The 25,425-nt window shown below is 61.5% G+C and carries 22 protein-coding genes; 17 read left to right on the top strand and 5 right to left on the bottom strand.

The window, feature by feature from the left end; genetic code table 11:
- Positions 1–19 precede the first annotated feature (19 nt).
- From gmhB to IGB42_RS03155, 10 genes are all read left to right on the top strand, one after another.
- The gene (gene gmhB, locus IGB42_RS03200) at positions 20–565 is read left to right on the top strand and encodes a D-glycero-beta-D-manno-heptose 1,7-bisphosphate 7-phosphatase (RefSeq protein ID WP_201799806.1); all 546 of its coding nucleotides are present in this window, start codon (positions 20–22) and stop codon (positions 563–565) included.
- Between the two features lie 5 nt (positions 566–570).
- Positions 571–1,314, top strand: coding sequence for a 1-acyl-sn-glycerol-3-phosphate acyltransferase (locus tag IGB42_RS03195; protein WP_159666649.1), 744 nt, complete (start codon positions 571–573; stop codon positions 1,312–1,314).
- A complete protein-coding gene (locus IGB42_RS03190; protein WP_159666646.1) occupies positions 1,298–1,978 on the top strand; it encodes a M48 family metallopeptidase in 681 nt (226 codons plus the stop codon). Before IGB42_RS03195 ends, IGB42_RS03190 begins: the two co-directional genes overlap by 17 nt.
- A 120-nt stretch (positions 1,979–2,098) precedes the next feature.
- On the top strand, positions 2,099–3,043 hold the full coding sequence (ttcA, locus tag IGB42_RS03185) for a tRNA 2-thiocytidine(32) synthetase TtcA (RefSeq protein WP_174764162.1): 945 nt from the start codon (positions 2,099–2,101) through the stop codon (positions 3,041–3,043).
- Positions 3,043–3,831: a spermidine synthase gene (locus IGB42_RS03180; RefSeq protein ID WP_159666643.1), complete on the top strand. Its 789-nt coding sequence runs from the start codon at positions 3,043–3,045 to the stop codon at positions 3,829–3,831. The genes ttcA and IGB42_RS03180 overlap by 1 nt, the downstream gene beginning before the upstream one ends.
- 228 nt (positions 3,832–4,059) lie before the next feature.
- Positions 4,060–4,563, top strand: coding sequence for an RNA pyrophosphohydrolase (locus IGB42_RS03175; protein WP_159666640.1), 504 nt, complete (start codon positions 4,060–4,062; stop codon positions 4,561–4,563).
- 49 nt (positions 4,564–4,612) lie between these two features.
- Positions 4,613–6,193, top strand: a complete 1,581-nt coding sequence (locus IGB42_RS03170) for a PAS domain-containing sensor histidine kinase (protein WP_159666636.1) — start codon at positions 4,613–4,615, stop codon at positions 6,191–6,193.
- On the top strand, positions 6,177–7,532 hold the full coding sequence (locus IGB42_RS03165; protein ID WP_159666633.1) for a sigma-54 dependent transcriptional regulator: 1,356 nt from the start codon (positions 6,177–6,179) through the stop codon (positions 7,530–7,532). The genes IGB42_RS03170 and IGB42_RS03165 overlap by 17 nt, the downstream gene beginning before the upstream one ends.
- Positions 7,529–8,119: a 1,6-anhydro-N-acetylmuramyl-L-alanine amidase AmpD gene (gene ampD, locus IGB42_RS03160; protein WP_159666630.1), complete on the top strand. Its 591-nt coding sequence runs from the start codon at positions 7,529–7,531 to the stop codon at positions 8,117–8,119. The genes IGB42_RS03165 and ampD overlap by 4 nt, the downstream gene beginning before the upstream one ends.
- A gap of 30 nt (positions 8,120–8,149) precedes the next feature.
- Complete coding sequence (locus IGB42_RS03155) at positions 8,150–10,045, top strand: potassium transporter Kup (RefSeq protein ID WP_174764161.1); 1,896 nt, start codon at positions 8,150–8,152, stop codon at positions 10,043–10,045.
- Between the two features lie 90 nt (positions 10,046–10,135).
- On the opposite strand, the gene IGB42_RS03150 is transcribed toward IGB42_RS03155, so the two are convergent.
- The 4 genes from IGB42_RS03150 to argB form a co-directional block, all read right to left on the bottom strand.
- The gene (locus IGB42_RS03150; protein WP_159666627.1) at positions 10,136–10,798 is read right to left on the bottom strand and encodes a pyrimidine 5'-nucleotidase; all 663 of its coding nucleotides are present in this window, start codon (positions 10,796–10,798) and stop codon (positions 10,136–10,138) included.
- 56 nt (positions 10,799–10,854) lie between these two features.
- Positions 10,855–11,310, bottom strand: a complete 456-nt coding sequence (locus IGB42_RS03145; protein WP_159666624.1) for a CBS domain-containing protein — start codon at positions 11,308–11,310, stop codon at positions 10,855–10,857.
- Positions 11,311–11,394: 84 nt separating this feature from the next.
- Positions 11,395–12,201: a response regulator gene (locus IGB42_RS03140; protein ID WP_159666621.1), complete on the bottom strand. Its 807-nt coding sequence runs from the start codon at positions 12,199–12,201 to the stop codon at positions 11,395–11,397.
- Between the two features lie 155 nt (positions 12,202–12,356).
- Positions 12,357–13,235: an acetylglutamate kinase gene (gene argB / locus IGB42_RS03135; protein ID WP_159666618.1), complete on the bottom strand. Its 879-nt coding sequence runs from the start codon at positions 13,233–13,235 to the stop codon at positions 12,357–12,359.
- Between the two features lie 252 nt (positions 13,236–13,487).
- Here argB and IGB42_RS03130 point away from each other — a divergent pair, with 252 nt between their 5' ends.
- The 7 genes from IGB42_RS03130 to IGB42_RS03100 all read left to right on the top strand — a co-directional run bounded on the left by IGB42_RS03130 (position 13,488) and on the right by IGB42_RS03100 (position 24,258).
- Positions 13,488–14,138 carry a TetR/AcrR family transcriptional regulator gene (locus IGB42_RS03130; protein WP_159666615.1) on the top strand — a complete coding sequence of 217 codons (651 nt, stop codon included), beginning with the start codon at positions 13,488–13,490 and terminating at the stop codon, positions 14,136–14,138.
- Between the two features lie 59 nt (positions 14,139–14,197).
- Positions 14,198–15,322, top strand: a complete 1,125-nt coding sequence (locus IGB42_RS03125; protein WP_159666612.1) for an efflux RND transporter periplasmic adaptor subunit — start codon at positions 14,198–14,200, stop codon at positions 15,320–15,322.
- Between the two features lie 3 nt (positions 15,323–15,325).
- Complete coding sequence (locus tag IGB42_RS03120; RefSeq protein ID WP_159666609.1) at positions 15,326–18,427, top strand: efflux RND transporter permease subunit; 3,102 nt, start codon at positions 15,326–15,328, stop codon at positions 18,425–18,427.
- Positions 18,428–18,447: 20 nt separating this feature from the next.
- The gene (locus IGB42_RS03115) at positions 18,448–19,794 is read left to right on the top strand and encodes a TolC family outer membrane protein (protein ID WP_159666606.1); all 1,347 of its coding nucleotides are present in this window, start codon (positions 18,448–18,450) and stop codon (positions 19,792–19,794) included.
- Positions 19,795–19,884: 90 nt separating this feature from the next.
- Entirely contained in the window at positions 19,885–20,211 is a 327-nt protein-coding gene (locus IGB42_RS03110) for an H-NS family nucleoid-associated regulatory protein (RefSeq protein ID WP_159666603.1), read from the top strand.
- A gap of 236 nt (positions 20,212–20,447) precedes the next feature.
- The gene (locus IGB42_RS03105; protein WP_159666600.1) at positions 20,448–22,568 is read left to right on the top strand and encodes a UvrD-helicase domain-containing protein; all 2,121 of its coding nucleotides are present in this window, start codon (positions 20,448–20,450) and stop codon (positions 22,566–22,568) included.
- Between the two features lie 10 nt (positions 22,569–22,578).
- Positions 22,579–24,258, top strand: a complete 1,680-nt coding sequence (locus tag IGB42_RS03100; protein WP_159666597.1) for a response regulator — start codon at positions 22,579–22,581, stop codon at positions 24,256–24,258.
- A 234-nt stretch (positions 24,259–24,492) separates the two neighbouring features.
- Here IGB42_RS03100 and IGB42_RS03095 read toward each other — a convergent pair whose 3' ends face one another.
- Positions 24,493–25,323, bottom strand: coding sequence for a PhzF family phenazine biosynthesis protein (locus IGB42_RS03095; protein ID WP_159666593.1), 831 nt, complete (start codon positions 25,321–25,323; stop codon positions 24,493–24,495).
- Between the last annotated feature and the right edge of the window lie 102 nt (positions 25,324–25,425).

Raw genomic sequence — 25,425 nt, 5'->3', positions numbered from 1 at the left:
ACTGATGCCGCATAACACCATGAAACTGCTGATTCTTGATCGTGATGGCGTCATCAATGAAGACCGCGATGATTTCGTCAAATCGCCGGAAGAATGGATTGCCGTGCCCGGCAGCCTGGAAGCGATCGGCGAGCTGACGCGTGCCGGCTGGATGGTGGTGGTGGCCACCAACCAGAGCGGGATCGGCCGTGGCCTGTTCAACGTGGATACCTTCAACCGCATCAATGCCAAGATGCACCGCGCGGCGCAGAACTTTGGTGGCCATATCGATGCGGTGTTCTTCTGTCCGCACACGCCGGATGGCGGCTGCGATTGCCGCAAGCCTTTGCCGGGCATGCTGCACGATATCGCGCGGCGCTTTCATGCCGATCTGGCGGAAACCTGGATGGTGGGCGACAGCCTGCGCGACTTGCAGGCTATCGTTGCCGCAGGCGGGCGCCCGGCACTGGTGCTGACCGGCAAGGGCACGGCCACCGCTGCCAAGGGCGGTTTGCCCGATGCCACCGCGGTATTCGACGATCTGGCCCAATTTACCGATTTTTTGCTGAAACGACAGGCGCACTGATACACATGATCTGGTTCCGTTCTGCGCTGTACTGGCTGGGTATGCTGGTGGTCACCCCGCCTTATGCCATTCTTTGCCTGCTGATGTTGCCGCTGCCGCCGGTGGCGCGTTACCGCTTCGTCAGCAAGTGGTCACGCATGATGATTTTCTGGCTGCGCGTGACCTGCGGCGTGAAATACCGGGTGGAAGGGCTGGAAAACGTGCCCAAACAGCCGGTGATGATCATGAGCAAGCATCAGTCCGCATGGGAAACCATGGCGCTGCAGGAGATGCTGCCGCCCATGGTGTTCGTGCTGAAGCGTGAGCTGCTTAAAGTGCCGTTCTTCGGTTGGGGCTTGCGCACGCTGTCGCCGATTGCCATCGACCGCGGCAATCGCTCGGAAGCACAGCGCCTGTTGATGGAACAGGGCCGCAACCGCTTGGGGCTGGGTTTCTGCATCCTGATCTTTCCGGAAGGCACGCGCGTGCCGCCGGGGCAGCGTGGCCATTACAAACAGGGCGGTGCGCGCCTTGCCAGCGAGCTGCATGTGCCCATCCTGCCGGTGGCATTGAACTCGGGCGAGTTCTGGCCACGTAACTCGTTTTTGAAGTGGCCGGGCACCATCACGGTGAAGGTCGGCCCGGTGATCCCTACTGCCGATCGCACCGCCAATGCCATCATGACCGAAGTGGAAGGCTGGATCGAAGGCCAACTGGCCGCCTTTCCCGAGCGCGGCCCCAGGTTTCCCCGTGATGCGGCAACGGCTTGAGCTGGGCAGCCGCACACTCGATTACACGCTCAAGCGCAGCGCACGCCGGCGCTCTATCGGCCTGAAAATCGGCGGTGACGGGTTGACCGTCACATTGCCGGCACGTGCGCCGGTGGCCGAGGCCGAACGGGTGATCCGCCTGAAAGCCGACTGGATCCTGCGCCACCTCGATACCCCGCGTGCAGCTGCGCCGCAGCTTGCCGGCGGTGGGCAGGTGCTGTGGCTGGGCAGCCCCCGCATGCTGATTGCCAATGCCGGCCGTGCGCGGCTGGATGATGCCACGCTGGCGCTGGCCGCACCGCCGGATCAGCTGCCGGCCGCATTTGCGCGTTTTTGCCAGCGCGCCGCGCGGCCTTACTTCCTGCAGCGCGTCGCGCTCTGGCAGCAGCGGATGAATCTGGTGGCACGCCGGGTATTGCTCACCAGTGCCAGAACCCGCTGGGGTAGCTGCACCGCCGCCGGTGATGTGCGCCTGAGCTGGCGGCTGATGCAGGCGCCGCCCGAAGTGATCGATTACGTGATCATCCACGAGCTGGCACATCTGGCAGAGCTGAACCACTCGCCGCGGTTCTGGGCCGTCGTGGCCGCCGTTTGCCCGGACTGGAAAAAACAGCGGGACTGGCTGGGCGAGCATGGTGCTGCATTGCTGGCGTGGTCCGCATAGCATGCCTCATGGCTGCTGCCATAGGTAAGCGCGTGCTTTTGCGGTAAAATCCTTACCAATTCAAGACTCTATCTCGGGGCGCATCGCGCCCCGACGCTATTGGGATACCCCAGGGCCACCATGAACGCCAATACGGAAACCGCCGCGCTGAACGATGCAGAGCGTGATGCGGCTGCAAAGCAGAAACTCAACAAGCTCAACAAATGGCTGCGCCATGCGGTGGGCGATGCCATCAACGATTTCAACATGATCGAAGAGGGTGACCGCGTGATGGTGTGCCTGTCCGGCGGCAAGGATAGCTACACCATGCTCGACATCCTGCTCAGCCTGCAGCGCTCGGCGCCGATCAACTTCAGTATCGTCGCGGTCAATCTGGACCAGAAGCAGCCGGGCTTTCCCGAGCATGTGCTGCCCGAGTACCTGGCCGCGCTGGGGGTGGAATACCGCATCATCGAGGAAGACACCTACAGCATCGTCAAGAAGCTGGTGCCTGAGGGCAAGACCACCTGTAGCCTGTGCTCGCGCCTGCGCCGCGGCATCCTGTACCGCGTGGCCGACGAACTGGGCGCTACCAAGGTCGCATTGGGCCACCACCGCGAAGACATTCTGGAAACGCTGTTCCTCAACATGTTCTACGGCGGCAAGCTCAAGGCCATGCCGCCCAAGCTGGTATCGGACGACGGCAAGCATGTGGTGATCCGCCCGCTGGCGTACTGCCGTGAGAAGGACATCATCAAGTATTCCGCGCTGAAGGGTTTCCCGATCATTCCGTGCAATCTGTGCGGCTCGCAGCCCAATCTGCAGCGTGCTGTGATCGGCGACATGATTGCCGACTGGGACAAGCGCTTTCCCGGCCGTATCGAAACCATGTTCCGCAGCCTGCAGAACGTGGTGCCATCGCATCTGGCCGATACCAAGCTGCATGACTTTGCCGGTGCGAAGGCGGATGGCGTGGCGCGTGAAGACGGCGACAAGGCGTTCGACCGTGAAACCTTCAAGGATCCGGCACGCATTTCCATCCTGGCATCGAAGCCAGCCGATGTTGCCGGTTGCGGGGCGGACTGATGCTGTTCCGCTCCAAGCGCTTTTCCAGCCGGCCCGATGATGAACTGGTGATCGATATCTCCGAGGAGTTCGGCATCCGCAAGCTGCACTTCGGCAACGACGATACGCAAAGCGCCATGCGCGTGAACAACCCGGCGGAGCTGGTGCTGGCGTACAGCCGTTGCGTGTTCGGTTGCCTGTTGTTCATCGAGCCGCCGCGCGAGATGCTGCTGATCGGCCTGGGGGGCGGTTCTATCGCCAAGTGGGCATACGGCAATCTGCCGCAAACGCACATCACCTGCGTGGAACTGCACCAGCAGGTAGTGAACGTGGCACGCAGCATGTTCTTCCTGCCCGATGATGACGCCAGGCTGGACGTGATCACCGGCGACGGTGCTGCCCACGTGTGCAGTATGGCCGACGGCAGCGCCGACCTGATCGTGATGGATGCCTATAGCGCTACCGGCATCGCCCCGCCGCTGGCCACGCCGGACTTCTTCATGGCCTGCCGCGACAAGCTGAGCGGCGATGGTGTGCTGGCAGTCAACCTGTGGGGATCGGACAAGCGCTTCCAGCAATACTGTGATCGCCTTTCCGATGTGTTCGATGGTTGTTTCCTGTGTTTGCCGGCAAGGCAAAAAGGCAATGTGATTGCCTTCGGCTTCAAACGCCCGTTGGGCGACCCGAAATGGGAGGCGCTCACCGCACGTGCGCAAAAGCTGGAAGCGCAATACGGGCTGGAATTCACCGAGTTCGTCACTGATCTGGCGCGGATGAATCCGCATAACGACAGAAAGCTGTTCGTGTAGCCTGCCTGAAGGCTGACGTGATCGAATCCCTCCGGAATGCAGCGATGATGCGTGCCGTCGATGATCAGCCTGGCTGAAAAAATCGCTTTCCCGCTCCGGGTTATCACCACCAGCAAGCATGTGCGCGCCAGATAGGCGGGCAGCACCGATGTTTGCCCTCCGTGCCCCTTCCTAACCGGGGTGCAAGATGAGAGAATTGGTCTAACCCAAGATTTACAAGGTATTACCATGCTCGACCGTGACGGCTATCGCCCGAACGTCGGCATCATCATCGTCAACCGTCAGAACCAGGTGTTCTGGGGCAAGCGCGTGCGTGAGCATTCCTGGCAGTTTCCGCAGGGTGGCATCAAGCAGGGCGAATCCCCGGAACAGGCCATGTTCCGTGAGCTGATGGAAGAAGTGGGGCTGGAGCCCCGCCAGGTGCAGATCATAGGCCGCACCCGCGATTGGTTGAAGTACGATGTGCCGACTCACTGGGTTCGCCGCGAATGGCGCGGCACCTATAAAGGCCAGAAGCAGATCTGGTTTCTGCTCCGTTTGACTGGACACGATTCGGACGTCTGTCTGCGCCGTACCAGTCATCCCGAGTTCGATGCCTGGCGCTGGAACGAATACTGGGCACCGCTGGAGGCGGTGATCGAGTTCAAGCGCGGTGTCTACGAAGCCGCGTTGACCGAGTTGTCGCGTTTTATCGATGGCTCGCCACGCCGCCATATCCAGCAACAACAATAAACATGTTCCCGGCCCCGCAACGGGGCCGGGTTCCCGGCTGGAGTCCCGCATGCCCCGGCTTCATTCTTCTCCTTCCGAATTGCACTGGCGCTCGCTGGCGCTCCTCAACGTTTTCCGTTTTCTCTGTCTGATCGCCTTGCTCGGCAGCGTGAGCTGGCTCTCCAGAAAGCCGGCAATTTCAGCTGAGGAGTGGCCATTCTTCCTGCAACTGCTGGGCGCATACATCTGCATTGCGCTGGTGTTTGCGGTGGGCATTGCGCGCCGCTTGCCGGCATTCCATGTCCAGTTGGGCATCCAGGTGCTGGCCGACGTGGTGTTCATTGTCGGCATCATGCATCTGATGGGCGGCATCAAGAGCGGGCTGGGTATTCTGCTGCTGCCTTATCTGGCGGCCGCGGGACTGATTTCGCGCGGGCGCATGACGCTGTTCCATGCGGCTGTTGCCAGCATCGCGGTGCTGGGCGAACAGATGTGGCAGTTTCTGGTGGGGCGTGCATCCAGTGATGAATTCCTGGTGCCTGCGTTGCTGTGCGCGGCATGCTTCGCCGTGGCATGGCTGGCGCACCGGCTGGCGCGCTATGCGGCAGAAAGCGAACGGCTGGCCGAACAGCGCGGCATCGATCTTGCCAACCTGGCCCAACTCAACGAGCGCATCCTGCAGGACGTATCCGATGGTGTGCTGGTGGTCGATCGCAACGGGGTGATCCGGCAGATCAATGATCAGGCGGTACGGCTGACCGGCGTACAGCCGGGACCCAATGCATCTTTGCCCAGCGTGCTGAGTGGCCTGGCCGAGGCCTTGTCGGCCTGGCGGGAAGATCCGCAACAGCTGTCGCCGCTGCTGCAAGCGGCTTCGCGCAAGACCCTGCGGCCACGCTTTGTGCGTCTGGCTGCTTCTTCCGATCAGGAAGTGCTGGTTTATCTGGAAGACATGGACAGGCTGCGCCGCGAAGCGCAGCAGCTCAAGCTTGCGGCGCTCGGGCGGCTGACGGCCAACCTGGCGCATGAAATCCGCAATCCGCTGGGGGCGATCAGCCATGCCGCACAGTTGCTGCGCGAAGAGAGCAGCGCGGATCCGTTGCAGGCCAGGTTGACGCAAATCATCAACGAGAATGCCGCACGGCTGGAGCGCATGGTGCGTGACGTGCTGGAGCTGAACCGCCGTGACCGGGTGCAGATGAGTGAAATCCGCATCGCCAGTTGGTTGCCGTCTTTCCTGGAAGAGGTACGCCAGGCGGAGGACATCAGCATCCCGGTGGCAATGGTTTGCCCGGATGAAGCGGTAATCCGCTTCGATCCGGGGCATCTGCACCAGGTATTGTGGAACTTGCTGCGCAATGGCTGGCGCTATTGCAGCAAGGAGCCGGGCAGCCTGTCCATGCGGGTAAGCACGCGCGACGGCCGCTGGCGGCTGGATGTGGTGAACGATGGCCCGCCGGTACCGGCGGATGCACAATCGCAATTGTTCGAGCCTTTCTTCACCACCGAATCGAAAGGCACCGGGCTGGGCTTGTATATTGCCCGGGAAATCTGCGCCGCCAATGCGGCCTTGCTTGAATATCTGCCGCCGGACGAAGGCGGCGCCTGCTTCAGGATAGTGTTCGGGAGATACGATGGCCAAAAAGTCTAGGGGCGCAAAGCGCATTCTTGTCGTTGATGACGAACGCGATCTTGCGGAGCTGCTTGAGCTCACCCTGCTGAAAATGGGGCTGGAAGTCGACAAGGCCCATAGCGTGAGCGAGGGCCGGGCGCTGCTCGATGCCCATCGCTACGATCTGTGCCTGACCGATATGCGCATGACCGATGGCGAGGGGCTGGAGCTGATCCGCCATATCCAGGCCCGCAAAATGGATGTGCCTGCTGCGGTGATCACCGCGTATGGCAGCACCGAGAATGCCGTTGCCGCGCTCAAGGCCGGCGCGTTCGATTACCTGGCCAAGCCGGTGTCGCTCGATCAGCTGCGTACGCTGGTCAAATCCGCATTGCGCATCGATGATGCGCCTGCCGTGCAGGAGGGCGCGCAGGGCGCGCGCATGCTGCTGGGTGAATCGGCGCCCATTCATCAGGTACTCGATCTGATCGACAAGCTGGCACGCAGCCAGGCACCGGTATACATCACCGGCGAATCGGGTAGCGGCAAGGAGCGCGCAGCGCGTGCCATCCACGCCAAATCCAGCCGGGTCGAGAAGGATTTCGTTGCGGTGAACTGCGGTGCGATTCCGGAAAATCTGATGGAGAGCGAGTTCTTCGGCTACAAGAAAGGCGCATTCACCGGCGCCAACGAAGACCGCGACGGTTTTTTCCAGGCTGCCAGCGGTGGCACGCTGTTTCTGGATGAAGTTGCCGACCTGCCGCTGGCGATGCAAGTGAAGCTGCTGCGCGCCATTCAGGAGCGCAAGGTCCGCAAGGTGGGCAGTACCATCGAGGAAGCGGTGGATGTACGGCTGATTTCGGCCACGCACCAGAACCTGGCCAAATGCGTGGAGGCGGCCAGGTTCCGCCAGGACTTGTATTACCGCATCAACGTGATCGAACTGAAAATGCCGCCGCTGCGCGAGCTGGGCAGCGATATCGAATTGATTGCCCGCCATGTGCTGGCGCGCCTGGCGCACCAGAACGGCATGGACGAGCCCGAGTTTGATGCCGGTGCGCTGACCGCGCTGCTGCATTACGATTTCCCCGGCAATGTGCGCGAGCTGGAAAACATGCTCGAGCGCGCGCTGGCGCTATCGGACGGCGCAACCATCTGCCAGGATGACTTGCAGCTCAATCCGGCTGGCAGCGAGCCGCTGGGCAGCGCTGCCGATGGGGTGGGTACGCTGCAGGACTACCTGGACCGGGTGGAGAAACAGGCCATTCTGGAGGCATTGGAAAAAACCGGCGGCAACCGCACACAAGCGGCCAAGTTGCTGGGGGTTACCTTCCGCTCGATGCGCTATCGCATGGAACGGCTGGGGATGAAGGAGTGAACACTTTCGCCATCGATGCTGATGGCTGGTGCAACGGCGCACGCCATGTGCCCAGCCCCAATCGTGATGAGCGGCCAGCCGGCATGCCGGTCGATCTGGTGGTGATCCACAATATCAGCCTGCCGCCGGGCGAGTTTGGCTCGGATCATGTCGAGCGGCTGTTTACCAATACGCTGGCCGCTGATGCGGCGCCCGGCTATGGCGATCTGGTGAAGCTGCGTGTGGCCGCGCATTTCTTCATCCGTCGCGATGGCGAGGTGATCCAGTTCGTTTCCTGTCTGCAGCGTGCTGCGCATGCAGGCACATCGCGCTGGCAAGGGCGGGCGCGCTGCAATGATTTTTCCATCGGCATCGAACTGGAAGGCACCGATCTGCAGCCGTTTTCACCCGCGCAGTATGCCAGCCTGCTACCGTTGCTGCAGGCGATTGCTGCGGTGCACCCAATTGGCAGCATCGTTGGCCACAATGACATTGCGCCGGAACGCAAGACCGATCCCGGGCCTTATTTCGACTGGCGGCAGATTTATGCTGCTTTGCCGCAACGATGCCCCAAAAGTTATCAGGAGCCCTCAAGCCCGGGGCTATAATCGCGCGACTTACATACAGCCTGGTTGCCCATGAGCCATCCCTCCCCCACCGGCCGCGAATCCAGTCTTGCCGCGATGTCGCTTGCAGCACTTGGCGTGGTTTACGGTGATATCGGTACCAGCCCGCTCTACACGCTGAAAGAATGCCTGAACGGGCACTATCCGCTGGAAATCATCCAGGAAAACGTCTTCGGCATGCTGTCGCTGATTTTCTGGGGACTGATCCTGGTGGTGTCGCTCAAGTACGTGATCATCATCCTGCGTGCGGATAACCGTGGCGAAGGGGGTGTGCTGTCGCTGATGGCGCTGGCGCTGCAGAAGGCCAAGCCCGGCTCGCGCAAGGCGCTGCTGATTGCCGCGGCGGGCATTTTCGGGGCCGCGCTGTTCTACGGGGACAGCATGATCACACCGGCCATTTCGGTGCTGTCCGCACTGGAAGGGATCGGTATCGTTTCGCATACGCTGGATCCGTACATCATCTACATCACGATCGGCGTGCTGGTGGCGCTATTCATGATCCAGTCGCGCGGCACTGCCACGGTGGGCAAATTGTTCGGCCCGGTGATGCTGCTATGGTTCTTCGTGCTGGGCGCACTGGGCCTGATGCAGATCATCAAGAACCCCGGCGTACTGGCGGCAATGAACCCGGTGCATGCGTTGCGCTTTGCCGAATACCATTCGGTGCAGGCGTTCGTGCTGCTGGGCGCGGTGGTGCTGGCGCTCACCGGTGCCGAGGCGCTTTATGCCGATATGGGCCATTTCGGCCGACCGGCCATCCGCCGTGCGTGGTTCATCTTTGTGCTGCCGTCGTTAGTGCTCAACTACTTTGGCCAGGGCGCGCTGTTGTTGCGTGACCCATCGGCAATCAAGAACCCGTTCTTCCTGATGGCGCCCGATTGGGGCCTGGTGCCGCTGGTGGTGCTGGCCACGGTGGCTACGGTGATTGCGTCACAGGCGGTGATTTCCGGTGCGTTCTCGGTGACCAAGCAGGCCATCCAGCTGGGCTTCTGCCCGCGCATGAATATCGAACACACGTCCGAGACGGAAATCGGCCAGATCTACCTGCCGCAGGTGAACTGGGCATTGCTGGTTTCGGTGATCGTGCTGGTGCTGGTGGCGGGTTCCTCCACCAAACTGGCCGCTGCATACGGCTTTGCGGTGACCTGCACCATGGTGATGACGACCTTGCTGGCCTTCATGGTGCTGGGCCGCACGCTGAGCAAGGCTCGCCGCGTGGTGCTGTGGTTCGTGCTGTCGGTATTGTTCCTGATCGATCTGCTGCTCTTTTCCGCCAACGTGCTGAAGGTGCCTGATGGCGGCTGGCTGCCGCTGGTGGTAGGCCTGGCGTCGTTCACCGTGATGATGACCTGGCATCGCGGCCGCTCGCTGCTGGGCGACAAGCTGCACGAGGGCGAGCTGCCCCTGGCCGGCTTCATCGAAAGCCTGGAAGCATCGCCGCCGCAGCGCGTAGAGGGTGTGGCCATCTTCATGACCGGCAGTACCGATTCGGTGCCGCACGCATTGCTGCACAACCTCAAGCACAACAAGGTGCTGCACGAGCAGGTGGTATTCCTGACCGTGACCACTGCAGATATCCCGTTCGTGCCGCGTCGCGAAAGGGTCGTGATCCGCCGTTTGGGGCAAACCTTCCACCAGATCATTGCCACCTACGGCTTCAAGGAAGAGCCACAGGTGCCGGAAATTCTTGCACAGGTGGAAGAGCTGCAGCCGGAGTTGCATTTCGAACCGATGGAAACCTCATATTTCCTGTCGCGCGAGACCATCGTGCAGGGCAAGCATCCAGCCATCAGCCGCTGGCGCGGCTGGCTGTTCAGCATCATGGCGCGCAACTCGGTACGCGCCACGCAATACTTCAAGATTCCACCCAACCGCGTGGTGGAAATGGGCACGCAGGTCGAAATCTGATCGCAGGCCGGGTCTGCGAGAGGGCGGGTCTGCTCCCCGATCGCTTCCCGGACAGTTTCAGCTCAAGGCGCGGCATTGCCGCGCCTTTTTTCATGAACAGCGCCGTGTGCGCAAATCGGCCAGTTGCCGGATGGTGTGATCGGCCCACGCACTGCCGCGCACGCCGCGCTTGATCCAGATGGTCCGCATGCCCAGGCGTCTGGCCGGTTGCAGATTGTCCCGGCTGTCTTCCACCAGGATGCAATCGCTGGCCTGTAGCCGGAAATGCCGCAGCAACTGCCGGTAGGTGCGCATCTGCGGTTTGGGAACGTAACCGCGGGCACGGTCAACCGAGAAGATCCCGTCAAAATGCGCCGCTACGCCCAGCGCGTTCAGCATCGCCTGTGCATAAAGCTGTGGACCATTTGTGAACAGGATCTTGCGGCCCGGTAGCTGCTGCAGCGTGCGCTTCAGCCCTTTCATCGGGTAAACCGCCTGCAGCAGCTCGGTCAGCGGGTGGCTATGCGCGAGGAAATGGCGGGGATCGATATGCGGGTGGTGCCGCAGCAGCCCCAGTATGGTGGCGCCGTAACGCTGCCAGTAATGCACGCGCAAATGCGATGCTGCATCGGCTTGGATGGCCAGCGCCTCCGCGATGAACTGTGTCATGGCGCCATCGATGGTGGGAAACGCGTGCCGGCTGGCATCGTGCAGCGTGTTGTCGAGATCAAACAGCCATACGGGCTGGCGGGTGGAGCGGGCAGGTTTGCGCATGAGAAAGCCGGCTGGGCGCCGGCTTGTGTAGTGGTAGGCCAGGGGCATTATCGCCGTTAATGCGGCTGCGCGACGGCCGGGGTCTGGTGGATATAGTGTTCGAGCTGGTCGATGGTGAATTGCTGGTCGGCGATTTTCTCGCGCACCAGGTCACCGATGGACAGGATGCCCACCACCTTCTCGCCGTCCAGTACCGGCAGGTGGCGGATGCGCTTTTCGGTCATCAGGCCCAGGCACTCATCGACGGTGACGCCTGGCGAGACGCAGATCAGCTTGCGGGTCATGATCTCGGAAACCGGCGTACCGGCCGAGGTCTTGCCCATCAGGATCACCTTGCGGGCGTAATCGCGCTCCGAAAAGATGCCGACCAGTTGCTCGCCTTCCATCACCAGCAATGCGCCGATGTTCTTCTCGGCAAGGATTTGCAGGGCCTGGTAAACGGTCGCTTGCGGCGGCACCGACATGGTGCTGTGTAATTCCTTGCTGGCAAGGAGTTGGCGTACGTTTTTCATGATCGTCTCCGGATCATCAGGTGGGGCGGATACTACCAATGTAGCTGCCGTTCGTCGTCTTGCAAGGCTTGCTGCTGCCTGAATTCATCCTTCGTGCTTGAGCATCTGCGCCAGCAGGCTTTTTACATGTGCGGTATCGAAAGGCTTGTCGCACACCGCCGAAACGCCGGCTTCCTGCACGGCGGCCAGCCGTTCCTCGTTTTTCTCCGACGACACCATCAGCACCGGCACGGTACTCTGCGCGCTGCGCTGGCGGATATAACTGGTGAGTTCACGGCCATCGATTTCCGGCATGTTGTAATCGGTCACCACCAGGTCGAACAGGCTTTCTCCCAATGCAGCAATGGCTTCGCGTCCGTTGATGGCCTCGGTAAACCGCTCGAATCCCAGTTTCTCCAGGATGCTGCGGATATGCCGGCGTGCGGTGCTGCTGTCGTCAACCACCAGCACTTTCAGATCTTCCACATGCAGGCTTTCGAACTCGTCGCGGTCTACGTCGGCGTTCAGATAGGACAGCGTGTTACCCAGCGCCACCTGTAGCTGTGCGCGCGTGAATGGCTTGGGCAGAATCGCAATCGATCCTGCCTGACGTATTGGATCAAGCACATGGGGTTTGGTTTCCGATGAAACCAGGATAAATGGCAATTCGGTATGTACGCCGCTGGTACGCAGCTGGTAGACCAGCTCGGTGCCGGTCATGTCCGGCAGATACAGTGCTGACAGCAATACATCCAGTGGTGGGCCTGCTTCCAGGCGGCTGATCGCTGCTGCGCCGCTGTTCACGATGTCCACGCGGGTGACACCCAGCTCTGCCAGTTCCTGCTTGATGAAATGCGCTTGCACGACGGAGGGTTCCACCAGGCATACATTCAGGTATTTCAGTTCGATCATGATGGCTTCAATCCGGACGCATACCTGAACTTTGGCTCACTGGCGCAGCTTGTCAAGCCAGCTTACGGCACGATGTGATACCCGGCGGTGCAGAGCGGGGCACCGCAAAAGGAAAGCCGCCCGAAGGCGGCTTTCCTGAGCGTGAGGATGAGCGCTTACTTGGCGCGGATCATCGTGCCCACGCCTTGTTCGGTCAGCACTTCCAGCAGCAGCGCGTGTTTCACGCGGCCGTCGATGATGTGCACCGAGTTCACGCCGCTCTTGGCTGCATCCAGTGCCGACGCGATCTTGGGCATCATGCCGCCGGAGATGGTGCCATCGGCAAACAACTCGTCGATGCGGCGCGCGGTCAGCTTGGTCAGCAGGTTGCCGTCCTTGTCGAGCACGCCGGGTGTGTTGGTCATCAGGATCAGCTTTTCCGCGTGCAGCACTTCGGCCAGCTTGCCGGCAACCAGGTCGGCATTGATGTTGAGGCTTTCCCCTTCGGTATCCACGCCGATCGGCGCGATCACCGGGATGAAATCGGCTGCGTCCAGATGCATGACGATGGATGGGTCGATCTTGTCGATCTCGCCCACCTGGCCGATATCCACGGTCTCTTCGCCAGCTTCGTTCTTCAGCAGCATCTTGTGCGCGCGGATGAAGTGGCTGTCCTGGCCGGTCAGGCCTACTGCCTTGCCACCGTGCTTGTTGATCAGCGAAACGATTTCCTTGTTCACATGGCCGCCCAGCACCATCTCGACCACGTCCATGGTTTCGGCGTCGGTCACGCGCATGCCCTGGATGAATTCGCCTTTCTTGCCGATGCGGTCGAGCAGGTCATTGATCTGCGGGCCGCCGCCATGCACCACCACCGGGTTCATGCCCACCAGCTTGAGCAGCACCACGTCCTGTGCGAAGCCTTCCTTGAGCTCCTCGTCGATCATGGCGTTGCCGCCGTACTTGATCACGATGGTCTTGTCGAAGAAGCGCTGGATATAGGGCAGCGCTTCGGAAAGGATGTTGGCTTTGTCGAGTGCGGTGATTTCGGTCATGGCAAGGCTCCGGCAGAAGGGAGGAATTGGCGCGAATTGTAGACCTGTTGCCGCGTGCAGCGTAATCCGGGTTTGCAATTTGTAACGTGAATTTGTGCAAAATTTTTGGCCCGCTGAAACAAACCATGCAAGTTTATTGACAGCGTGTACTGTTGCGCAGAATAATAAATGAACATTCATTTATTAGTTGCCGTCTGAAAGACATGGGGCGCTGTTTTCTCCAGGTGATCACGGCAGGCAAAGGCAGAAATCATGCTGTGCAAACGCTGGTCGCGACGCAAGGAAGCCCGCCCGCAGGAAATCCTCGAGGCGGCGCTGGCGCTGTTCGTGCAGAAGGGCTACGCCGCCACGCGCATCGAAGACATCGCGCGCGAGGCGGGCGTTACCCGCGGCACGCCCTATCTGTACTTCGCCAACAAGGAAGAGATCTTCAAGGCGGTGATCCGCGAGTTGCTGCTGCCGGAAATCGAAGAGGCCAGCGCACAGCTCGCCAATTTCCAAGGCAATGCCGCAGGCCTGCTGCGCGAGCTGGTGCAACTGTGGTGGAAGACCATGGGCGAAACCTCGCTGTCGGCGCTACCCAAGCTGATGATTGCCGAAGGCGGCAATTTCCCCGAAGTGCTTGACGTATACGAGCGCGAATTCATCCATCCGGGCCAGTCGCTGTTCCGGCGCGTGCTCGAGATGGGCATTGCCAGCGGTGAATTCCGCCCGGTCAACGTCGAGCAAACCATCGACGTGCTGGCCGCGCCCATCGTCATGGCCATGCTGTCGCGCAGCGGCAATGTGCCGTGCGGCAACCTGGCGGCCGATCCGCAAGCCTATCTGGACTCATTCATCGACGTTGCGCTGGGCGGCCTGTTGGCCCGCCCCGGCGAAGTGGCCTGTACCGCGCCGGAATAACGGCTGCCAGCAGGCGCGCGCCTGTTCCCCGATTTTTAGTCTCTGCCAGGAAGTTCACCATGAATGATCGTTGCATCCGGCCGTGGGCCGTGTTGGGTACGCTGGGCTTTGTCAGCGTGTTGTCTGCTTGCCAGAAACCTGCTGCGCCCGTTGACGAGATCAGGCCGGTGCGTACCGTGGTGGTGAGGCCGCAGGCGGTGGCCGGCCAGGCCGAGCTGACGGGGGTGGTGCGTGCGCGCGTCGAATCGCCGCTATCGTTCCGGCTGGCTGGCAAGCTGGTGGAGCGCAAGGTCGATGCCGGCAGCCGCGTGGTGGCCGGCCAGGCGCTGGCCCGGCTGGACCCGGCCGATGCCAGCCTGTCTGCAGCGGCGGCATCGGCAGCATTGTCTGCCGCGCGCACCCAGCTGGCGCAGGCCAGAATCGACAACCAGCGCGCCAATGACCTATTGGCCAAAAACTTTGTCAGCCGCGCCGAAGTGGACCGCACGCTGACCGCGCTCAACGCCGCGCAGGATACGCTCAAGCAGGCGGAAGCGCAGGCCAGGCTGGCTGGCAACCAGGCCGCTTATGCCACGCTGAGCGCAGATGCCGCTGGCGTGGTCACTCAGGTGGCTGCAGAGCCGGGCCAGGTGGTTGCCGCAGGGCAGCCGGTGCTGACGCTGGCACGCGATGGCGCGCGCGAAATCGAAGTGGCGGTGCCGGAAAACCTGCGCGATGCGCTCAAGGTGGGGCAGGCGCTGCAGGTGAAACTCTGGGCAGTCAGCGGCAAGACCTATCACGGCAGCGTGCGCGAGCTATCCCCGTCCGCCGATGCATCCAGCCGTACCTTTGCTGCACGGGTGACGCTGAATGATGCAGATGATGGTGTGCAGCTGGGCATGTCCGCCACCGTGCTGGTGCCCACCGGCGATCAGACACATACACAGGATTTCAAGCTGCCACTGACGGCGCTGCTGGACGTGAACGGCCAGAAAAAGCTGTGGCGCTACGATGCGGCCAGCCACAAGGTCCGCAGCATTCCGGTCAAGGTGAAGGGCGTGACCGAGAACGGCATCGTGGTGGAAGGCGTGACGCCGGGCACCGTGGTGGTGACCGCTGGCGTGCACATGCTGCGCGAAGGCCAGACCGTCAAGCTGATCAGTAATGCCGCTGCCGGCCAGACCGCCAGCCAGCCGGGAGCATGAGCGATGCATCCGGAAAACCAGGATACCCATATCGAAGCGCACGTCAGCCGCTTCAACCTGTCCGCATGGGCACTCACCCACCGCTCTTTGGTGCTTTACCTGATCGTTATCCTGTCGCTGGCTGGCGTGCTGGCGTACACCAAGCTCGGGCAGAAGGAAGACCCGGAGTTCACGTTCAAGGCCATGGTGGTCCGTGCGTTCTGGCCTGGCGCATCGGCTGGCGAGGTGGAAAAGCAGCTGACCGACCGGCTGGAAGAGGCGATGCAGGGCCTGGCTGACGTCGACGTCATGAAAAGCTACTCGCGCGCGGGCGAGGCACTGATCATCGTGCAACTGCGCGAAGCTGTGCCGGGCAAGAACGTAGAGAACAACTGGTACCAGATCCGCAAGCGCATCGGCGATATTGCCGGCACCTTGCCGGCGGGCACGGTGGGGCCGTTTTTCAATGACGAGTTCGGCGATACCTTCGGCAATCTGTACGCGTTCACTGCGGATGGTTTCAGCTATCCGGAGCTGAAGGAGTACGTCGAGCACGCCAAGACCGAACTGCTGCGCAACCCGGACGTGAACAAGGTCAAGCTGATCGGCGCGCAGGACCAGAAAATCTACGTCGAGTACGCGGCGGCCAAGCTTGCCAGCCTGGCGGTCAGCCCGTTCCAGATCAACCAGATGCTGTCCGCAACCAATACCGTCACGCCGGCCGGCAGCATAGACGGCCCGGACGAGCGCGTGTTCCTGCGCGTCTCCGGCGGCTTCGACGCGGTGGACATGCTCAAGAGCGCGCCCATCACCATCGCCGGCAAGACCTTCCGGCTGGGTGACGTGGCCAGGGTGTACCGCGCCACCATCGATCCGCCGCAAACCAGGGTGCGCTACCAGGGCAAGGAGGCGATCGCGCTGGGCATCTCCATGCGCAAGGGCGGCGACGTGCTGCGCATGGGCGAGCAGATCGATGCCAGCATGAAAGGCGTGAAAGCCAGCCTGCCGGTCGGCATCGAAGTGCATGCGATCTCCGATCAGCCGGCCATCGTGCACGGCGCGGTGAAAATCTTCATGGAGTCCTTGCTGGAAGCGGTGGCCATCGTGCTGGCGGTGAGCTTCCTCAGCCTGGGCTGGCGTACCGGCATCGTGGTGGCGCTATCGATCCCGCTGGTGCTGGCACTGACTTTCCTGGGCATGTGGTACTTCAACATCGAGCTGCAGCGCATCTCGTTCGGCGCGCTGGTAATCGCGCTGGGCCTGCTGGTGGATGATGCGATCATCGCGGTGGAAATGATGGCCCTCAAGCTCGAGGAAGGCTGGGATCGCTTCCGCGCGGCCACCTTTGCGTATTCATCCACCGCGTTCCCGATGCTGACCGGCACGCTGATCACCGTCGCCGGCTTCCTGCCGGTAGGCTTGGCCAAATCGGATGCGGGTGAATACACGTTCTCGATTTTTGCGGTGGTGGGTATTGCGCTGGTGCTGTCATGGATCGTCGCGGTGGTGTTCACGCCCTACTTGGGGTACCAGCTGCTGCCAGAGCGTGCCAAGGATGAACACCATGTAGTGCATGCCGGGCGTTTCTACCGGATGTTCCGCGCGCTGGTGACCTGGTGCATCACCATGCGCAAGACCACCATTGCGATTACTGTGGGCGCCTTCGTGTTGTCGCTGGTGCTGTTTGCATTGTTCGTGCCCAAGCAATTCTTCCCGGCATCCAGCCGTCCCGAGCTGATGGTCGATCTGTGGCTGCCGTATACCGCGTCGTTCGAGGCCACCGAACGCGAAGTGAAGAAGCTGGAGACCGCACTGGCCGGCGACAAGAACATCGTCAGCATTACCAGCTATGTGGGCAGCGGCTCGCCGCGTTACTACCTGCCGCTGGACGAGCAGATGCCCAATATCAACTACGCACAGCTGACGGTGATGACGCGCGATGAACACGTGCGCGAAGACGTGTACAAACGCATCACCACGCTGTTCGAGAATGATTTCGCCCAGGTACGCGGCCGTGTTACCCGGCTGGAAAACGGCCCGCCGGTGGGTTACCCGCTGCAGTTCCGTATCTCCGGCGATGACCCGGCAGTATTGCGCAGCGCCGGTGAGCAGGTGGCGGCCATCATGCGTGCCAACCCGCATGCACGCACCGTCAATTTCGACTGGGGCGAGAAAGTGAAGGTGCTGCGCCTGCGCGTTGACCAGGACCGCTTGCGCCAGGCCGGGCTGACCTCACAGCAACTGGCACAAACGCTGCAAATGGCGATATCCGGCGTAACTGCAACGCAATACCGTGAAGACAATCAGCTGATCGACGTGGTGAGCCGGCTGGCGCCGGAAGATCGCAAATCGCTGGCTTCGGTGGAAAGCCTGCCGGTGCAACTGGGCAACGGGCGTACGGTGCCGCTGGGGCAACTGGCCAAGGTGGAGCTGCAAACGGAAGAGAGCGTGATCTGGCGCCACAACCGTGTGCCGACACTGTCTGTGCGGGCGGACGTCAACGATGCGCAGCCGCCGGACGTTGCTATGGCCTTGTGGCCCAAGGTGCAGGAAGTGGAAGCAAAATTGCCGCATGGCTATCACATCGAAATCGGCGGCACGCTGGAAGCCTCGAAAAAGAGCGAGGATTCCATCGCTGCGGTGATGCCGCTGATGCTGATCGTGGTCATGACACTATTGATGCTGCAATTGCAAAGTATCCAGCGGATGATCATGGTGCTGCTGACCGCGCCGCTGGGAATGATCGGCGTGACGATGGCGTTGTTGCTGTTCCGCGCACCGTTCGGTTTTGTTGCCACGCTCGGCGTCATTGCGCTGTCGGGTATGATCATGCGCAATTCGGTGATTCTGATGGATCAGATCGAACAGCATATCGGTGAGGGCATGGCTGCCTGGGATGCCATCATCGAATCGGCCGTGCGCCGCTTCCGCCCCATCATGCTCACGGCGGTTGCCGCGGTGCTGGCAATGGTTCCGCTTACGCAGGATACCCTGTGGGGCCCGATGGCCATGGCCATCATGGGCGGCCTGCTGGTGGCCACGGTGCTGACCCTGTTGTTCCTGCCTGCGCTGTACGCGGCCTGGTTCCGCATTCCCCGGCCGGCCCAACAGCCGGCTACGAATTAATTGTTTTGGGAAAGACAGAAATGAAGAAAACCATTCTTGCCCTCAGTCTTGCATTGATCGCGCCGGGCGTTCTGGCTGCTGACCTGATGCAGTCGTGGCAGGCCGCGCAGAAGTACGATGCCACCATCGCTTCTGCCCGCAATACGTTGCTGGCAGGCCGCGAAAAAGTGGTGCAGGGGCGTGCGCTGTTGCTGCCCAAGGTGACCGTCGATGGCAGCTATGCCGGCGTGAAGAGCGAATACGAGCCCGGCAATGCCTCTGTCTTCAATGCGGCATCCGATAAAAGCGGCACGCAATATGGCGGCAGCATTGCCGCCACCCAGCCGGTGTATCGTGCCGACCTGTTTGCCAGCAAGGATCAACTGGCCCGGCAAACCGATCTGGCCGAGCTGCAATACACCGCGGCAGAGCAGGACCTGATCCTGCGTGTGGCGCGTGCCTATTTCGATGTGCTGACCTCCGAAGCCAAGGTCGAGTTGTCCGCCACGCAAAAGGAGGCGGTGGCATTGCAACTCGAGCAGGCAAAGAAAATGTTCGAGGTGGGCACCGCCACCATTACCGATACCAACGAAGCACAGGCACAGTACGATTCCATCGTCGCCAATGAAATCCAGTTCGCCAACGAGCTGGAGGTGCGCCGCGCCGCGTTTACCGAGCTGACTTCGCTCAGCGCGGTGGGATTGCTGCCCGCCAACCCTGATCAGGCGACCCAGCCGCCACAACCCAATGTGCTGAGCGAGTGGCTGCAACGCGCCGAGCAAAGCAATATCAATTTCCTGTCGCAGCAGCTCAATCAGGAGATTGCCAAGCGTGAAATCGATAAATACCGGCTGGCCAGCACCCCGGCGCTTGATCTGGTCGCCAGCTATGGTAGCCAGTGGCGGGATAGCGGTATCTCGACCTCGGGCGGCACCGATCGCACCAATAGCGGCACCATCGGCCTGCAACTGTCGATCCCGGTATTTACCGGCGGCAATCGCAGCTCGCAATTGCGTGAAGCCATTGCCAAGGACGATGCACAGCGCGATACCGTCGAGGCCACGCGCCGCAGCGTGGTACAGCAAACGCGCCAGGCATTTCTCGGTGTGCAAAGCGGAGCAGCACAGGTGAATGCATTGCAGCAGGCGCTGAAGTCGAGCTTGAGTACGCTGGAATCGACCAAGCTGGGGCGCGAAGTCGGCGTACGGACGACTGTGGACGTGTTGAATGCGCAGCAAAGCTATTTCCTGACGCGCTACAACCTGATTTTTGCCCGTTACGAGTATCTGTATAGCCGTTTGCAATTGGCTTCTGCGGTGGGCACTTTGAGCGCGGATGATTTGTCGGCAATCAATGGCTGGCTCAGAAAAGACGTTACGGTGAATTGATTGGCCAGATCGGGCTTGAAATACCAATTACCCGGCTGCATAATCAGTAACGTAAATATGACCGCCTCTGACTGATCAGGAGATCTGAGAATGGATTTGTCCGGCTACACGCTTCCGCAGCTGTTCCAACTGCAAAAAGATACTGAACGCGAAATCGCCAGCCGCAAGGTGACCGACAAGCAGAACCTGCTGGTAGAGCTGCAGAATCTGGCCACCGCGAGGGGTTTTTCGCTGAATGAAGTGCTCGGCCTTGAATCGGGCAAGAAGCTGGGCGGCAAGAAAGCCGCCAGTGCCGGCAAAGCGCAATTCCGCAACCCGGCTGATGCCAACCAGACTTGGTCTGGCCGTGGCCGCAAGCCGCAATGGGCGCTGGACTGGATCAATGCCGGCAAGGCGATCGACGACCTGCGCATCTGATTGACGCTGATCGGTTCATACGCCGATGATTGAAAAGGGCAGCTTGTGCTGCCCTTTTTCTTTTGGCCTGTACCGGCTTGCAGCAAACGGCAATGCATCGTGCGTTGCCGCGCGCGGCCCAGCATCGCGCGCATTGCTCGCCGGCCGTGCCCGGGTGTTTGTACAATTACAGCGCAGACTGCCTTGCACCTGCCGCAATCCGCATCAATTCCAATGAAATCAAGGCCCAGGCCCCCATGCCGCATCCGCTGACCGAATTCCTCAACCCCGAGCAGGCTGCTGCAGTCGAGCTGCCGGCCGAGCATGCGCTGATTCTGGCCGGGGCCGGCAGTGGCAAGACCCGTGTGCTGACCACGCGCATTGCGTGGCTGCTTACTACTGGCCAGGTGAGCCCGGCGGGCATCCTGGCGGTCACCTTCACCAACAAGGCCGCCAAGGAAATGCTGGCGCGGCTGACCGCCATGCTGCCACTCAATCCGCGCGGCCTGTGGATGGGTACCTTCCATGGCCTGTGTAACCGCATGCTGCGGTTGCATCACCGCGATGCAGGCCTGCCTGCCACGTTTGCCATCCTTGATTCAGCCGATCAACTGGCGGCAATCAAGCGCGCGATGAAAACGCTCAATATCGACGACGAGCGCTTCCCACCCAAGCCCACGCAGCACTTCATCAATGGCCAGAAGGAAAACGGCACGCGCGCTGCTGGCGTGCAAAGCTGGGACGACTATTCGCGCACGCTGGCCGGTATCTATCTGGAATATGAAACCCAGTGCCGGCGTGAAGGCGTGGTGGACTTTGCCGAGTTATTACTGGCGTGTTACGAACTGCTGGAGCGCAATGCCGCATTGCGTGAACATTATCGCAGCCGCTTTCGCCATGTGCTGGTGGATGAATTCCAGGATACCAACCGGCTGCAATATGCATGGCTGAAGCTATTGGTGGGCGACAGCAATGCCATGTTTGCGGTCGGTGATGATGACCAATCGATTTACGCATTCCGCGGCGCCAATGTGGGCAATATGTACGATTTCCAGCGTGATTTCCAGGTGAAGCACGTGATCAAGCTGGAGCAGAATTATCGCTCACACGGCACCATTCTTGATGCTGCCAATTCAGTCATTGCTAATAATCGGGAACGGCTGGGCAAGAAGCTGTGGACCGACGATGTTGCCGGCGAGCCGATCCGTGTATTCGAGGCAATGAGTGATTTTGGCGAGGCCGAATTCATTGTCGAGGAAATTGGCCAGTTGCGCCGCGATGGGCAAGCGCTGGCGGAAATTGCCATCCTCTATCGCTCGAATGCGCAATCGCGCGTGCTGGAACACGCGCTGGTACAGGCCAATGTGCCGTATCGCGTGTATGGCGGCCTGCGCTTCTACGAGCGCCAGGAAATCAAGCATGCACTGGCCTATCTGCGGCTGATTGCCAATTACGATGACGATAACGCGCTGCTGCGCATCATCAACTTCCCCACGCGCGGTATCGGCAACCGCAGCATCGAAACCATCCAGGAGACCGCGCGTATGACCGGCACCAGCCTGTGGCTGGCCGCATGCTCGACCGGGGCTGGCCGCAGCGCGGCGGCGGTGGGGCGCTTTGTTCAGTTGATCGACAGCATGCGCCAGCAGGTGGAAGGCTTGCCGCTGCCAGAACTGGTGAGCGTGGTGCTGGAACAATCGGGCTTGGCCGAGCATTACCGTAACGACAAGGAAGGCGAAGAGCGCCTTGCCAACCTGGATGAACTTGTCAACGCTGCAGCCAGTTTCGTGACCGAAGACGAAAATGACCTGATTGCATTCCTCGCCAATGCCAGCCTGGAAGGCGGTGAGCACGCGGCCGGTATCGGGCAGGACGCGGTGCAGCTGATGACCATCCATGCTGCCAAGGGGCTGGAATTCCACAGCGTCTTCCTCACCGGTATCGAGGAGGGGCTGTTTCCGCACGAGAACAGCGCGGCAGACCCCAAGGGGCTGGAGGAAGAGCGCCGGCTGATGTACGTGGCAATTACCCGCGCGCGCCGGCGCCTGTACCTGAGCCTGGCGCAAAGCCGCATGCTGCACGGGCAGACGCGCTATTCGATTGCCAGCCGTTTTCTGGACGAAGTGCCGCAAGAGCTGTTGCACTTCCTCAACCGCGGCTATGCACCGCAAAGCTTTGCCGCCCCCAGCACTGCCAAAAACAAAACACCCGAACATGGGCTGGCTGTGGGCATGACGGTGAAGCACCCAAAGTTCGGCATCGGCGTGGTGATCGACCACGAAGGTGGCGCCACCGGCAATGTGCAAGTGAACTTCCGTGATGCTGGCCCCAAGTGGCTGGCGGTGGCCTATGCCAAACTGGAAGCGGTAACGGGCTGAGGACGCGACGATGGCAAATATCCAGGGGGCTCCCAATCTGACCGGCCAGCAGGCGCTGGTGATCGATCCCAACAGTGGCATGCGCCAGGCGATCGGCGCCGGGTTGAACGATTGCGGCGTGACGCAGATCGACTACGTGAGCCGCCTGGCCGATGCCATGGCGCGGCTGGGGCAGACACCCTATGACATCGTACTGTCCGAGTTCGATCTGGGCGGCGGGCTCGACGGTGTGCACCTGTTCGAGGCCTGCCATCGCCATCAGTTGCTCAAGCCCTCGTGTGTGTTCATGGTGGTGACCGGCGAGCGGCGCTCGTCGCAGGTGATGAGCGCGGCCGAGCTGGCGCCGGATGGCTACCTGCTCAAGCCGTTTTCCAGTGCCGATTTCGTACAGCGGCTGATGATTGCGCTGGCGCGCAAGGCGCAGTTGCGCCCCATCGATGAGGCTACGCGTACCGGTGATTACCTGGCGGCGATTGCCGCGTGTGATGCGGTGCAGCCGCAGCCCGATACGCTGGCCAGAGCCAAGGGACGCTTGCTGACGCTGCTGGGTGAGCACGTACAGGCGCGCGATTTCTACCGCGAAGTGCTGGCCAGCCGCGATGCACCGTGGGCAATGCTGGGGCTGGCGCGCTCGCAGTTTGCACTGCGCCAGTACGATGAAGCGCAGTTGCTGTACGAGCGCGTGCGCACCGAGCATGACCTGGTGATCGAAGCCTACGACGGTCTGGCGCGCACCTTGCAGGCGCTGGGTGATGCGCAGGGCGCTCAAGCGGTGCTGGCTGATGCGGTGCAGCGCTCGCCGCTGGTGGCACAGCGTCAACGCGCGCTCGGGCGGCTGGCCTTGCGCAATGGTGAACGCGCGGTGGCCGAAGGTGCGCTGGCGCAGGCGGTAGAGCTGGCGCGTACTGCCATCACGCGTGATCCGGCCGTGTACTCGGAACTGGCGCGCGCGCAACTTGCCAATGCAGACGTGCTGGGCGCGCAGCGCACCGCAGCGCAGGTCAAGCGTGATTTCCGCCACGATGAGGTGGCGCTGGTGGTGTCCGACCTGATCGAGGGCGAGGCGTTTGCCGCGCTGAAAGAGCGTGACAAGGCCGAACGCTCGCTCACCGCAGCACGCGAGCGGCTGGATGCGATGGCCGACGTGCCGGCCGGGGTATTGCTGGAACTGGCGCACAGCTGCTACGCGCGGCGCGACGTGGAGAGCGGCGAACGCTATGTGAAGCACGCATTGCGCGTGCGCAATGACGATGCAGAGGTCGCTGGCGCGGTCGAGGCGCTCTATCACGGTATCGGCCGGCCGGAGCTGGCGGCACCGCTGATCCAGTCGGCCAATCAGGATATCGTCGAAGTCAATAACGAAGCCGTGCGCGCGGCCAATGCCGGTGATTATGCCGGTGCGGCCGAGCGCTTCATCAGCGCGCTGGAAACCTTGCCCGGCAATCTGCAGGTGCTGCTCAACGCCGCCAATGCGCTGTTGGTGTGCGTGAACAAGGCCGGCTGGGATGTGCGCTATATGGAAACCGCCCAGCAATATCTGGAGCGCGCGCGCCGGCTCGATCCATCCAATGGCAAGGCGCGGCAATTGCAGGATGCATTCCGCCGCACGCAACGCCGCTATGGTGTGGATGCCGCGTTGCTGCAGAATGATGCCGCGCCGCCGGCGCCATCGGTGGACAGCAAGGCGTGAAGTGCCGGATCGGACAGGGGGCGCTGCCTGTTTTCCCGGGCGCCGGTTGGTCCAGACCCTGTTCGTGCAAGTGACGAGCGTAGCGGGGCTCCCTCGCGGCGGTGACGGTGGGGGGCGTTGGTTCACAACAGGGAGAGCCGCTGCGTCACTTTCCAAAGCCGCTAAGCAGCCGGCCGGGCCGGGGCTTGATGGCGGTTATTCGCGGCTGCAGGCCGATGAGTACAGCACAGGCGCTCAGACGTCCAGCTCGCCTTCGCCCACCTTCCAAATGCGCCCGCCCACCGAGATCCGCCGGCTGGCATCGGTCGCCACATACAACACCGATAGCCTGCTGACGATACGTTGTATGGTGTGGCCCTGTTCGATCTTGAACGCAAACGGCGCCACGCTACCGGTGGCCAGTTTCCAACCCGCCACGTTGGCGGCAGCATTGCCGGCACCGAAATCCTCGAACACATTGAGCTGGTCGGACGCAAAGCTGCGCATGGTGGTCACGTCGCCTTCCTGATGCCACAGTACCAACTGGGCAATATGGGGCCCGTTGCTGGCCAGCAGCGCCAGTGAGGCCGCCTTGGGTTTGGCTTTGAGCACCGCCTGCTGTGAGCGCGCAGGCACCAGCAATTGTTCCATGCCGGTATCCACAAACAGGTTCTGTCCGGTGAGGTCGCCAAAATCAAGGCCCAGCGCGCTGGTCAGTGCATCGGCGGCCAGGGCGATGGCGCGGCTTTTGGGCGCTTCGGCCTGGAAATGCCATAGCGCGCCCTGCTGGCGGGTCTGTACCGGCCCCAAGCCGAAATCGACCGGTTTCAGCAGTCGCTCGCCCAGCGCGGCGGCAATTGCCAGTGCGGCGTGGCCCGAACTGGGTAACGGGTATTGTGGCGCATACACCCTGGCCCGACCGCTGGCAGGGTCGACGAATGCAGTCTCTGGCGCACCCAGCTGATAGGCCAGTGCCTGCAAGGCTGCGCTGTCATCAAGGTTGCCGGTTTCCACGACCGCAATGGCCGCTCCGGCCAGCAATCGTTCAGCAAAGCCGTTCATCAGGTGAAAGCGGTAGCGCGCCATGGTGATTCCTCAGTATTACCTGTCAGGAAGCGCCCCGTCGGGGGCGACTATTTGCTAGAATAGCGCCGATTTGCGTCGTGGAAACCCCGTCTTGCGACAGCG

This window comes from Andreprevotia sp. IGB-42 (assembly GCF_009848685.1).
In the GTDB taxonomy this organism is placed as follows: domain Bacteria; phylum Pseudomonadota; class Gammaproteobacteria; order Burkholderiales; family Chitinibacteraceae; genus Andreprevotia.
The sequence above is the reverse complement of the archived record's forward strand: the minus strand, read 5'-3'. Positions and strand labels throughout refer to the sequence as shown.